The organism is Mesorhizobium sp. M7A.F.Ca.MR.176.00.0.0, from assembly GCF_004023165.1.
Taxonomy (GTDB): domain Bacteria; phylum Pseudomonadota; class Alphaproteobacteria; order Rhizobiales; family Rhizobiaceae; genus Mesorhizobium.
In genome coordinates this window covers 1-12,157 of record NZ_RZTC01000149.1, presented here as the reverse complement: position 1 = coordinate 12,157, position 12,157 = coordinate 1, and the positions used below count along the sequence as shown (strand labels likewise).

Below are 12,157 nucleotides of genomic sequence, written 5' to 3'. Positions count from 1 at the left end.
ATTGGGATCCGATCGCCGACACCGTCGACCATGCCGATGCCGAGACCGCCGAAGACCAGCGTCGCCACCTTGTCCGGATCGGACAGCGCCATGAACGCCGCGATGCGGGCGCCCATCGAATAACCCATGACATGGGCGCGCTCGATGCCGAGATGGCCGAGCAAGGCAGCGGCATCGGAAGCCATCTTGACCGGCGTGTAGTCGGCCTCCTCATAGCTCTTCGACGACGAGCCGTGGCCGCGATTGTCGAAGGCGATGGCGCGGTAACCGGCATCGTTCAGCGTCTTGAACCAGCCGGGCGACACCCAGTTGACATAATGGCTCGAGGCAAAGCCATGGATCATCAGCACCGGATCGCCCTCGCCCGATTCCGGCTGGCGGTCGAGGAAGGCAAGGTCGAAGCCGTCATGGATGAAAAACTGCATCTGCGATCCCGCCTGCGTGCTCAACCGCCACCGCCATTGGGCGCATCGCCATTGTCGGCTGGTGGCATGCCGGGGCCGGATACCGTGCCCACGGCCGGATGGCGCAAAAGGTCGCCATACTCGATGCCGTTCCTGGCGGCAGTGCCGGCCTTGAGCTCGAGCACGAAGCGCACCGGTACGCCGGGCGAAATGACGGCGTCCGATTGCGGCTCGCCGTGCTTGACCGCCCGGATCTTGCCATCCTGGCCGACGAAAATCAGATCAAGCGGCATTGGCGTGTTGTGCATCCAGAAGCCGACCTGCTGCTGGACCTCGAAGACGAACAGCATGCCGTGGTTGTCCGCCATGTCCTGGCGGTACATCAAGCCGGCCTCGCGCTCCGCGGCGGTGTCGGCGACTTCGATGGAAAAAGAGCGATCACCGCCTTTCGTCACCACGACCAATGGCGTCGGATCGGCCGGAAGGATCATCGCCCGGCTGTCCGCCGAGGTCGGCTTTTCGGAATAGAAGTAACCACCGGCGGCGGCGATGAAGGCAATCGCGCACATCGCGCCCGCGGTCAGCCAGTTCCTGTAAGCCATTCGAGATCCTCGGCCGGAAACGCCCTAGTGCGAGACCGGCAAGGTCCCCATATCGGGGTGAATTTCGGCGGCCATAAGGCCTTTGTCGCCGCGCCCGAAACGAACCAGCACGACCTGTCCGGGCCGAAGCTCGGTGATACCGTAGCGGCGCAAGGTCTCCATATGGACGAAGATGTCCTCGGTGCCCTCGCCGCGGGTGAGAAAACCAAACCCCTTGGTGCGGTTGAACCATTTCACCAGGGCGCGTTCGAGACCGCTCTCCGGCGTCACCGCGACATGGGTGCGCTGCTCCTGCATCTCGGCCGGGTGGACCGCGGTGGTGACGTCCATGGAGAGCACCCGGAAGGCCTGCAATCCGCGGTCGCCATGTTTGACGAGGCAGACCACGCGTGCGCCCTCCAGGGCCGTCTGAAAGCCATCCCTTCGAAGACATGTCACATGGAGGAGGATATCGCCGGAAATGCCGTCATCCGGCAAAATGAAACCATAGCCCTTGGCCACATCGAACCACTTGATGGCGCCGGCTATTTCGAGCAAGTCCGCGGCATCGCCGCCTTCGTCACGCTGCAAGGCGTCGCCGAGGGGTCCGTCCCGCCCCGTCAAAGAGGCCTTTTCCCCCATAAGAATGCCCCCTTTTTTCAAGAACACCGCAACTGATTCTTGCCAACAGATTAACACTGCGGCTTCCGGTCTGTGCAAGACCTGCCGTGCCTTTTTTCACGGTTCATTTGGGCAATACCGGATTTGTTCTTTGCCGGCATTGCGCACCGCCGCACGATTGCCCTTTGACAGGGCCGACCCTATGTTGCGCCGCAACGCAATTTATCGAGGAAATCACATGCGCTATCTGCACACCATGATCCGCGTCACCGACGTCGATGCCTCGCTCGACTTCTACTGCAACAAGCTCGGCCTCAAGGAAGTGCGCCGCTACGAAAACGAGCAAGGCCGCTTCACGCTGATCTTCCTCGCGGCCTCCGAAGACGAGCAAAGCGGCATCGCCGACAAGGCACCGCTGGTCGAACTGACCTACAATTGGGATCCGGAAGACTACAAGGGCGGACGCAATTTCGGCCACCTCGCTTATGAGGTCGACGACATCTACGCCACCTGCCAGCATCTGATGGACAATGGCGTCATCATCAACCGGCCGCCGCGCGACGGCAACATGGCTTTCGTCAAGTCGCCGGACGGCATCTCGATCGAGCTTCTGCAGAAAGGCCCGGCCAAGGCCAAGGCGGAGCCCTGGGCTTCGATGGCGAACACCGGAAGCTGGTAGCCGATCACGCTGTCTTGAGCGGACAATACCAGGCTGATGGACCGGCACCGTTTGGTTTTTCAGGGGCGGCGCCTATCTGTCTGGCTGAGGCGCCAGGCTTGGGCCGGCGCCCAGCCATGCAACCGGCGCTTGCCCAGGAGAATTCATGCCGACCAGCCATGCCGACGTCGCCACCGAACATGCCAGCCGCTACCTGCAGCAGCTGTGCAAGCACTGGGCGCACAAATTCCCGGTCGAGTTCGATCCCACCCACGGCACCATCGATCTTTCAATGGGCCCTACCGTCATGGATGCCGATGCGGCGACACTGCATATCACGGTGTCGACTGACGAAGCAGGATCGATCGAGCGCCTGGAAGGCGTTGTCGCCGATCACATCAAGCGCTTTGCTTTCCGCGAAGAACTGACCTTCGATTGGAAACCCGCTCCGGCAGCTTAGGCGGCGAATTACTTCCCACCGGCCGGAGCGGCCATCTCCAGCAGCGCCTGCACCGAGCGCCAGTTGCGCGCGGTGCCCGGCACTTTCAGCATGCGCGGGATCAGCCCGGCAAACACCGATTTGCCCAGCCCGTCCGGCGCGTGCAAGTAGAGCACATCGCCCTTGATCTCGAAGCGTTCGGGGCCGGTGCACTTTTCGGTCAGTCGCGCCACCTCGTCCGCTGTCGGCTCGCGCTCCAGCACATAGGCATGCAGCTTGGTATGTTCCCCGGCAACTTCCGGGTAAGGGTTTTCGTTCACCAGCCGCTCGAACCAGGAAAGATCGCGCACCATGATGCGCGAATAAAAACCCCATTTCTTCTCGAAGGCTGCTTCGATCTGTTTCGCCAGTGTCGCTGCGTCGCCCTTCTTCGCCCGGAACACGGCATTGCCGCTCTGCACGTAGGTGGCGACATCGGAAAAGCCGAGACCCTCGAAGAACGACCGCAGCTCCGCCATTTTGACGATGCGGTTGCCGCCGACATTGATGCCGGAAAACAGCGCGACGAAGATTTTTCCTGCCTCCTTGCCGCTCATATGATGAAACCGGCCAATGTCTCGTTGTCGGTGATGTCCTGATACTGGACGCCCTCGGCCTCGAACTTCGCCTTGAGCAGATCGAAATTGCGGCGGTCCTTGGTTTCGATGCCGATCAGCACCGAACCGAAATTGCGCGCCGATTTCTTCAGATATTCGAAACGGGCGATGTCGTCGTCGGGCCCGAGCAGTTCGAGGAAGTCTCGCAGCGCGCCGGGCCGCTGCGGAAAGCGGATGATGAAGTATTTCTTCAGCCCCTCGAAGCGTAGCGCCCGTTCCTTAACGTCCGGCAGCCGCTCGAAATCGAAATTGCCGCCCGAAACCACGGCAACGATGGTCTTGCCCCTGATCTCCTTCTTGGAGAAATCCTTGAGCGCATCGATCGCCAGCGCGCCGGCCGGCTCCAGCACGACGCCTTCGACGTTGAGCATTTCGATCATGGTGGCGCAGAGCCGGTTTTCCGGGATCAGCCGCACCGTTTCGGCCGGAAAATCCTTGAGATGACGCAACGGCTCGCGGCCGATCTCGGCCACCGCGGCGCCATCGACGAAATTGTCGACCTTGGCGAGTTTGAGCCGTTTTCCCGCCGCAAGGCTTTCGCGCAGGCTCGGCGCGCCTGCCGGTTCGCAGAAGACGAAGCGTGCTTCCCTGCCCTGATCGGCGAAATAATGGGTGACGCCAGCGGCAAGTCCGCCACCGCCGACCGGCAGCATGACGATATCGGGCATGCGGGCGCCCGGCATCTGGTCCGCGATCTCGTAGGCGACGGTTGCCTGGCCCTCGATAATGTCCTTGTGATCGAAGGGCGGCACCATATGGGCGCCGGAACTGCCAGTGAATTCCAGGGCCGCGCGATAGCAGTCGTCGAAGAAATCGCCGACCAGCCTGATCTCGATGAAATCGCCGCCGAACAGCTTGGTCTTGTCGATCTTCTGCTGCGGCGTCGTCACCGGCATGAACACAACGCCTCGCCTGCCGAAATGGCGGCAGACGAAAGCAAAACCCTGCGCGTGGTTGCCGGCGGACGCGCAGACGAACAGTTCAGCCTCGTTGCCGGCCGCCAGTGTCTTGCGGAAGAAATTGAAGGCGCCGCGGATCTTGTAAGAGCGGACCGGCGACAGATCCTCGCGCTTCAACAGCACCCGCGCACCGGTCTTTTTCGACAGATAATCGTTTTCCTGCAGCGGCGTTTCAGGGAAGATCTGGCGGATCGCGGCGGCAGCGGCAGCAACGCGGGAAGAGAAACTGTTCATCGGAAACCACCCTTGGGAAAGCCACCTTGTGTTGCACGCTGTCCGCGGACCTCTATCATTGATCGGGTCGCGCACGTTCGGTTGTTGAGCGCCGGGACAAGGTGCGGCGCGAGCCAGCCTATTGCATATCCGGCTACGTGGCGCCATCGTCCATCATGTGCGTCGTTCCGAGCGGAAATTTTGCGGAATATTTTCAGCTACTTGTGGGTGCATTCTAATGCCCCTTCGTATCGGGCGGCTTGAACTCGCTATCTCTGCGGGAATTGGAAAGCCGGCGACGGCGCCGCTCATTGCACGCATCACGCAGCCGTTTCCCGCCATTTTGGCTTTCGCGCAACACTGCGATGGCCGCAGCGGGGCGCCGATCACATTTCGACTGGACATGACTTAGTTCTGCCGCACTCTGCCTGTCCGGGAGGTATCGTGAGAATAGACAGGCCTTTCGGCCGGAGTTGGAAATTCAGGCGTGCCTTTGAAGAAGATTTTTGCCGTTCTCCTGGCCTTGTTCGTCGCCGGCTGCGCCGGCCAGCAAACACAGGAATTGCTGGGCAGCGCCATGGTGTCCGCGCCGGTGACGGAGATCGCCGGCAATCACTCGATCTTCATCGCCACGACGCGCAAGAAATCCGACGATCCCAACAAGGTTTTCGACGGCGAACGCTCGGCGACGCTGAACTATGCCCGCGTCAACGTCACCGTTCCGGGGCTTCACAAGACCGGCCAGATCGAGCGCCGCTCGCGCGGCAAGTCGGACGACCCGGCCAAATATTTCATGGCTTCCGAGGTCGTCGGCTACGACACGCAGCCGAAATTCTCCAGCGCGCTCAACGCCGACATCGCGGCGCGTGGCGGTCGCGTCATGGTCTTCGTGCATGGCTACAACACCGGCTTCGATGCCGCCGTCTATCGCCTCACCCAGATCGTCCACGATTCCGGCTATCCCGGCACACCAGTGCTGTTTTCCTGGGCATCGGGCGCAAGGACCACCGACTACGTTTATGACAAGGAAAGCGCCAGCGCCGCCCGCGACCAATTGGAGGTGACGCTCAGGATGCTGGAGCAGTCCGGCGCGCGGCGCATCGACATCGTCGCGCATTCGCTCGGGACCTGGGTCACCATGGAAACGCTGCGGCAGATGGCCATCACCGGCGACCGCGATCTCGGCGGCAAGCTCGGCGACGTGGTGCTGGCCTCGCCCGACATCGATGTCGACGTGTTCAAGAGCCAGATGCGGCGCTATGGCAAGCCCGACAAGCCGTTCATCCTGCTGTTGTCGGACGACGACCGCGCGCTGCGGCTCTCCGGCCTGATCGCCGGATCCCGGCCGCGCGTCGGCGACTACAAGGATGCCGCCGATCTCGCCTCCTATGGCGTGACGGTCGTCGACCTGTCCAAGGTCAAGGGATCGGACAGCTTCAACCATACGAAGTTCGCCGACAATCCGACGCTGGTGAAGATGATCGGCCAGCGGCTACGCGAGGATGACGGCTTTGCCAGCGACCGTGACGTGACAGACCGCATCAGCCTGCTTGGACAATAGATGCGGTCCCGCGGTTTTCGCCGTGCCTGTTCACCATTGCGGATGTATCGATTCACTTTGAACTGGACCGCGCCGGTCTCCGGCCTTATCGGAATAGCCAGCGACGTCATGCGTTTGACGTCCCCCTTTGCGGGAGCCGGCGTATGACCATGCGTTCGAAGAGTTATCTCGTCGTTGCATTGGCGCTCGCTGTCACCGGCTGCGCCGGCGGCAAAACGCACGACCTGCTCAACAAGACGACGGTCACGGTGCCCGCTTCCGACATCGTGGCCACGCATGAAATCTTCGTCGCCACGACACGCCAGAGGGCAACCAAGGACCCGCGACAGGTGTTCGACGGCGATCGCTCGCTGACCACCAGCTTTGCCCGTGTCGACGTCACCGTCCCGAAAAACCATCAGGTCGGCGCCATCGAGCGGGCCAAGGGATCCGCGAACAGCAATCCGGCCAAGGATTTCACCGCCAAGGACGTCACCTTCTATGAAGGCGCGCCGCAATTCGCCAAGGCGGTCGGCGCCGACATCGCCATGCGCGGCGACCGTGCGCTGGTTTTCGTGCACGGCTTCAACAACGGCTTCGATGACGGCATCTACCGGCTGACGCAGATCGCCCACGACACGAAATATCCCGGCACGCCGGTGCTGTTCTCGTGGGCATCGAGCGGCAAGACCACGGGTTACATCTACGACAAGGAAAGCGCCAACGCAGCGCGCGACGACCTCGAGGCGACGCTCAGGATGCTGGCCAAGACCAAGGTCAAGAGCATCGACATCATCGCCCATTCGATGGGGACCTGGGTGACCATGGAGGCTCTGCGCCAGCTTGCCATCACCGGCGATCGCGATCTCGACGACAAACTCGGTTACGTCATCTTGGCCTCGCCCGACATCGATGTCGACGTGTTCAAGAAACAGATGATCCGTTACGGCAAACCCGACAAGCCATTCGCCATCCTGCTCTCGGCGGATGACCGGGCTCTCAAGCTGTCCTCCCTGATCTCGGGCGATAAGCCGCGCGTCGGCGATTACGGCGATGCGGCCGACCTCGCCAGCTATGGCGTGTCGGTGGTCGACCTTTCCCAGGCCAAGGGCGGCGACCGCCTCAACCACGCCAAATTCGCCGACAACCCGATGCTGGTGCAACTGCTCGGCGACCGGCTGCGGGCGCCTGCCGGCCTTGCCTCGGACGAGCCCGTCCCGACTCAGCTCAACAATCTCGGCCAGGGCCTCGGCAAGGCCGTCGGGTCGGTCGCGGAAATCGTCATCACCACGCCGTTCAAGGTGCTGACCATCGCCACCGGCGGGTGAGCCAGCGGGCGACATTGGCCCTAGGATTGTTGAGTTCGGGTCAGGCCGAGCCGAAAGTGGTGGTTTTCGAGAACCGGAGCGGAGCGTACTTAAGTACGTGAGCACCGGAAGCGCAGAAAATCGCTACTTGCAGGCCGGCATGGCCTGAATATCAACAATCCTAGACGAACAGATCGACCTTCTGGAATGTCGTCACGTCGATCAGGCCGACATCGGAAATCCTGAGTTCGGGGATGACGACCAGCGCCAGCAGCGAGTGCTGCATGTAGGCGTTGTTCAGCGAACAGCCCATCTTGCGCATCGCCTCGGTGAGCTTCTCTGCCTTGGCCGCGACGATCTCGGCCCGCTCGTCCGACATCAGCCCGGCGATCGGCATTTCGACCAGCGCCAGTTCCTTGCCCTTGGAGAACAGCACGACGCCGCCGCCGACCGCACCCAAGCGATTGACGGCCAGCGCCATGTCCTGCTTGTTGGTGCCGACGCAGATGATGTGATGGGCGTCATGCGCGACGCTGGACGCCATGGCGCAGTCGCCCATATAGCCGAAGCCGGAAACGAAGGCGTTGGTGACGCCGCCCGTGCCCCGGTGGCGCTCGACCAGCGCGATCTGGCAGATGTCGTTGCGGCGGTCCATGGCGACCAGCCCGTCCTCGACCGGCAGATCGGCCTCCAGCGCGCGCGTCGGCGCCTGGTTCTCGATGACGCCGATGACACGCACCCGCACCTCGTTGGCGCCTTTGGGAGCAACGATATCGAAGTCGCCGCCCTTCAGCTTCTTGCCGAGCTTGACGGTGTTCTTCGCCGTCTTCGGGTAATCATAGGCCGGAATGTCGATTTCGAGCTTGCCGCCCTTGGCCAGCCTGACGCCGCGTGCATAGACCTCGTCGATGGTCATTGCGGCGAGATCCGAGACGATCAGCAGGTCGGCCAGCCGCCCCGGCGCGATCGAGCCGATCTCGCGCTCGAGTCTGAAATGCTGGGCGGTGTTGAGCGTCGCCATCTGGATCGCCGTCACCGGCTTCAACCCCTGTTGGATGGCGTGGCGCACCACGCGGTCCATATGGCCTTCCTGGACCAGCGTGCCGGAATGGCTGTCGTCGGTGCACAGGATGAAATTGCGCGGGTCGATGCCGCTCTCCGTCACCGCCTTGATCTGCGAGGCGACGTCGTACCAGGCCGAGCCGAGCCGCAGCATCGCCTTCATGCCCTGGCGCACACGGGCGATGGCATCCTCGGCGCGTGTGCCCTCATGATCGTCCTCGGGACCGCCGGCGGCATAGCCATGGAACGGCAGGCCGAGATCGCGCGAGGCATAGTGGCCGCCGACCGTTTTCCCCGCTTTCACCGTCGCGGCGATCTCGCCCGACATGACAGGATCGTTGGCGGCGACGCCGGGGAAATTCATCACTTCGCCAAGACCGATGATGTTTTCCCAGCTCATTGCCTCCGCGACATCGGCGACCGTCAACTCGGCGCCTGCATGCTCCAGCCCGGGCGCCGAGGGCACGCAGGACGGCATCTGTACATGCACGTTGATGGGCATGGCGACGGCCTCGTCATGCATCAGCCGCACGCCCGGCAGGCCAAGCACATTGGCGATCTCGTGCGGGTCGATGAACATAGAGGTGGTGCCGTGCGGAATAACGGCCCGGCAGAACTCGGTCACCGTCACCATGCCGCTCTCGACATGCATATGCGCGTCGCAGAGGCCGGGCACCAGATAGCGCCCGCCGGCGTCGACCACCTTGGTGCCCTGGCCGATGGCATGGCTGGCGTTCGGCCCGCAATAAGCGAAACGACCGCCGGCAATGGCGATGTCGGTGCCGGCGATGATCTCGCCCGAATGGACGTTCACCCAACGGCCGTTGCGGACGACCAGGTCAGCGGGTTTGCGCCCCATGGCGACATCGACCAGATGTGTCGCCATCTCGGTCCACGGTCTGGGTTTTGCGGGCGTTGCTTTCGTCATTCGCGATTCCTTCGGTTGTTGCCAGTCTCGCAAATGTCGGCGGGCGCCGCCAGAGCCGTCGGGCCAACACACCGCGGCAGACTGAGCTTGTTGACTAATCTGGCCAAAGCGCGATGCTGGCTACGGACCGAGCCGTAAGGGGGAAACATGACCCGTTTTTGCAAAGTGTTCGCCATCGTCATCTTGTTCGCCGCCTCGAGCGCTTTTGCCGCCGCCGAGGAACGTTGGCAGACCTTGCCGGAGCCTGCGGCCATGCCCAAACCCGATCAGAGCGGATATGCGCCGGTGAACGGCATCCAGATGTACTACGCCGTTTTCGGAGCGGGCGACCCCGTGCTGCTCATCCATGGCGGCCTCGGCCACGCCGACATCTGGGCCAGCCAGGTGGCCACGTTTTCCAAGACGCACAAGGTGATAGTCGCCGACAGCCGTGGTCACGGCCGCTCCACCCGCACCGAGCAGACTTGATGGCGTCGGACTATCTGGCGCTGCTCGATTACCTGAAGATCGACAAGACCGCGCTCGTGGGCTGGAGCGATGGCGGAATTATCGGTATCGACATCGCACTGCATCATCCGGAGCGGCTGACAAGGCTCTTTGCGCAAGCCGCCAACGTAACCACCGACGGCGTCGATCCGGGCGTGATGACCAACAAGACCTTTGCCGCCTACATCGACCGCTCCGGCCGCGACTACAAGAAGATGTCGAAAACACCGGACCAGTATGACGCCTTCGTGGCGCAGATGAGCCATATGTGGGAGACCGAGCCGGCGTGGACCAAGGAGCAGCTCGCTGCGATAACCACGCCGACGGCGATCGTTGCCGGCGACCATGACGAAGCGATCAAGCGCGAACACACCGAATATATCGCCTCCGCCATCCCGGGCGCGAAGCTGATTATCCTGCCCAACGCCAGTCATTTCGCCATGCTGCAAGCGCCGGATGAATATAACCAGGCTGTGCTGGATTTCATCGACGCCAAATAGAGGATTCTGTGCGGCGACAGGGGGATTGCGATTGCGGCGAATGCGGTTATCCTTCTGGCGAGGATCTTTCTGAATCGTCATTTCGGGGAGTTCGATGTATCGCCTGATGGTCGCAAGTGCCGGTTTTCTTGCCGCTCTGGTCGTGCCGGCTTTCGCCGCCGACCCAGCGGCCGATGTTCCGATGACCGCGCCCGGCTTCGACTGGACCGGCTACTATGCCGGCATGCAAGCCGGCTATGGCTGGGGTCGGTCCGACATATCAGGAACAGAGGGCGAGCCGTTTTCGGCCACACCTGACGTTGACGGCGGTTTTGTCGGCGGCCATGTCGCCGGACTGTGGCAATTCGACCAGGCGGTGCTGGGCGCCGAGGCAGACCTCAACTATTCCTCGATCGACGGAACGACGATATCGGCCCTGGGAAGCACATTCGGCACCGACATCAAGTGGTTCGGGTCGGTCAACGCCAAGGCCGGCTACGCCATGGATCGCCTGCTGGTCTACGGCATTGGCGGCGTCGCCTTTGCCGGCATCGAAACATCGCAAGTCGCGGGTCCGGCGTTCGCCAGCACGCGCACGAATGTCGGCTGGACCGTGGGTGCCGGCGTCGACTACGCGTTGACCGACAAGTTCGTCGTCGGCGCACAGTATCGCTACTATGATTTCGGCTCCGAGCACTACGACGTAGCGGAACCCTTCAACGATCGCGATCAGAACGTGAAGCTCAACACGGTAGGCATCAATTTGAGCTACAAGTTCTGAGCAGGGCCACAATCGCGACGCTGCCGGACCAGGCAACCACTCAAAGGGCTCTTTCATGGAAGGGTGGCCGACGCTCCCAGTGGGCGGGGGGAATGGGTTGGGCCTGAGAGGCGCCGGCCTTGGCGGATCAAATCCACCACACAGGCATCCTACCATTACCCGCCGCGCCGATAATTCCGTGATCGCGCCAGTATCATCAAGCCGCCCCGTCTGTTTGCACGTTCGGCGAACGCTCAACAACACGACTTGACGGCCTGTGTCAGGCGTCTGAAAAGGGCTGGCCTGCGGACGTGGCGGAATTGGTAGACGCAAGGGACTTAAAATCCGCAGCAAGTCATCCCGACACGTCCCGCTGAGTATTGAATAGCCCGGTTTTCCGGGCTTTTTCTTGACCATCGTAGCGCTGTCTTCCTGCCTCGTCCCTTCCCTTCCCTTGGCGTCCGGTGCCAATTGCGGTGCCAATCCTTTCCTGCAACTATCGTGACATTTGATGCGACATGGTGAAGAGGGGTGAGAGTAAATGGATATAGTGGGCGGGCTAGCGGCAGCCGCACAGGCCCTGGATATCGCTAGGCAGCTTCGAGAGTTCGACAAGTCGTTTTCTGATGCTGAATTCAAGCTGAAGATTGCTGACCTGTACTTAGCCTTGAGCGACACCAAGATGGCCTTGGCGGATGCGCGGGACGCTCTCCAGGAGAGGGATTCGGAAATTCGGCGCTTGAAGGCGCTAGCGGAAAGCAAGGTGAAGACGGTCCGGGTGGGGCAGTACAATTACGGCATCAACCCAGACGGCAAGCCAGCTTCCCTGCCCTTCTGCCCAACCTGCGAACAGAGTCATGGCCTTCAGATCCAGATTACGCACAGCATTGGAGGGCACAATCTTTGCCCCAAATGCAAGGGTGTCTACAACGGCCGCGACACCCAATTGCCGGCAGGCTTCAAGATGCCGGACACCTCGACGACCAATTGATCCAATCGTAAAAAAGCCCGCCACCGTGAGGCAGCGGGCTAACTGGGTGCGGCGCCGAACCTATTGAATGCAA

14 protein-coding genes are annotated in these 12,157 nt (G+C 61.9%); 8 read left to right on the top strand and 6 right to left on the bottom strand.

Annotation, left to right across the window (positions count from 1 at the left end; all coding sequences use genetic code 11):
- From EOB59_RS30995 to EOB59_RS30985, 3 genes are all read right to left on the bottom strand, one after another.
- A partial coding sequence (locus EOB59_RS30995) for an alpha/beta fold hydrolase (protein WP_164895800.1) occupies positions 1-425 on the bottom strand: 425 nt, incomplete at its 3' end.
- Positions 426-445: 20 nt separating this feature from the next.
- The gene (locus EOB59_RS30990; protein WP_127382930.1) at positions 446-1,006 is read right to left on the bottom strand and encodes a DUF192 domain-containing protein; all 561 of its coding nucleotides are present in this window, start codon (positions 1,004-1,006) and stop codon (positions 446-448) included.
- 24 nt (positions 1,007-1,030) lie between these two features.
- Positions 1,031-1,627 (bottom strand): cold-shock protein, encoded by a 597-nt coding sequence (locus EOB59_RS30985; protein WP_032901396.1) that lies wholly within the window; start codon positions 1,625-1,627, stop codon positions 1,031-1,033.
- A gap of 217 nt (positions 1,628-1,844) precedes the next feature.
- On the opposite strand from EOB59_RS30985, the gene gloA reads away from it, so the two are divergent.
- Both gloA and EOB59_RS30975 read left to right on the top strand, forming a co-directional pair.
- Entirely contained in the window at positions 1,845-2,285 is a 441-nt protein-coding gene (gloA, locus tag EOB59_RS30980; RefSeq protein WP_127332092.1) for a lactoylglutathione lyase, read from the top strand.
- 145 nt (positions 2,286-2,430) lie between these two features.
- Entirely contained in the window at positions 2,431-2,724 is a 294-nt protein-coding gene (locus EOB59_RS30975) for a DUF2218 domain-containing protein (RefSeq protein ID WP_128290007.1), read from the top strand.
- Positions 2,725-2,732: 8 nt separating this feature from the next.
- Here the strand turns inward: EOB59_RS30975 and EOB59_RS30970 are convergent, their stop codons facing one another.
- Positions 2,733-3,299, bottom strand: coding sequence for a DUF1697 domain-containing protein (locus tag EOB59_RS30970; protein ID WP_128290006.1), 567 nt, complete (start codon positions 3,297-3,299; stop codon positions 2,733-2,735).
- Positions 3,296-4,552 carry a threonine ammonia-lyase IlvA gene (gene ilvA, locus EOB59_RS30965; RefSeq protein WP_128290005.1) on the bottom strand — a complete coding sequence of 419 codons (1,257 nt, stop codon included), beginning with the start codon at positions 4,550-4,552 and terminating at the stop codon, positions 3,296-3,298. The genes EOB59_RS30970 and ilvA overlap by 4 nt, the downstream gene beginning before the upstream one ends.
- Positions 4,553-5,018: 466 nt before the next feature.
- Between ilvA and EOB59_RS30960 the strand changes: the two genes are divergently transcribed.
- Positions 5,019-6,092: an alpha/beta hydrolase gene (locus tag EOB59_RS30960; RefSeq protein ID WP_128290004.1), complete on the top strand. Its 1,074-nt coding sequence runs from the start codon at positions 5,019-5,021 to the stop codon at positions 6,090-6,092.
- A 143-nt stretch (positions 6,093-6,235) separates the two neighbouring features.
- Positions 6,236-7,399 carry an alpha/beta hydrolase gene (locus tag EOB59_RS30955; RefSeq protein WP_128290003.1) on the top strand — a complete coding sequence of 388 codons (1,164 nt, stop codon included), beginning with the start codon at positions 6,236-6,238 and terminating at the stop codon, positions 7,397-7,399.
- A gap of 160 nt (positions 7,400-7,559) precedes the next feature.
- On the opposite strand, the gene ade is transcribed toward EOB59_RS30955, so the two are convergent.
- Positions 7,560-9,368 carry an adenine deaminase gene (gene ade, locus EOB59_RS30950; RefSeq protein WP_127397165.1) on the bottom strand — a complete coding sequence of 603 codons (1,809 nt, stop codon included), beginning with the start codon at positions 9,366-9,368 and terminating at the stop codon, positions 7,560-7,562.
- A 147-nt stretch (positions 9,369-9,515) separates the two neighbouring features.
- Here ade and EOB59_RS36890 point away from each other — a divergent pair, with 147 nt between their 5' ends.
- The 4 genes from EOB59_RS36890 to EOB59_RS30935 all read left to right on the top strand — a co-directional run bounded on the left by EOB59_RS36890 (position 9,516) and on the right by EOB59_RS30935 (position 12,084).
- The gene (locus tag EOB59_RS36890; RefSeq protein ID WP_245486828.1) at positions 9,516-9,836 is read left to right on the top strand and encodes an alpha/beta fold hydrolase; all 321 of its coding nucleotides are present in this window, start codon (positions 9,516-9,518) and stop codon (positions 9,834-9,836) included.
- A complete protein-coding gene (locus EOB59_RS30945; protein WP_245486829.1) occupies positions 9,740-10,354 on the top strand; it encodes an alpha/beta hydrolase in 615 nt (204 codons plus the stop codon). Before EOB59_RS36890 ends, EOB59_RS30945 begins: the two co-directional genes overlap by 97 nt.
- Positions 10,355-10,448: 94 nt before the next feature.
- Positions 10,449-11,114: an outer membrane protein gene (locus EOB59_RS30940; protein ID WP_128290002.1), complete on the top strand. Its 666-nt coding sequence runs from the start codon at positions 10,449-10,451 to the stop codon at positions 11,112-11,114.
- Between the two features lie 520 nt (positions 11,115-11,634).
- A complete protein-coding gene (locus EOB59_RS30935; RefSeq protein WP_128290001.1) occupies positions 11,635-12,084 on the top strand; it encodes a hypothetical protein in 450 nt (149 codons plus the stop codon).
- Positions 12,085-12,157 lie beyond the last annotated feature (73 nt).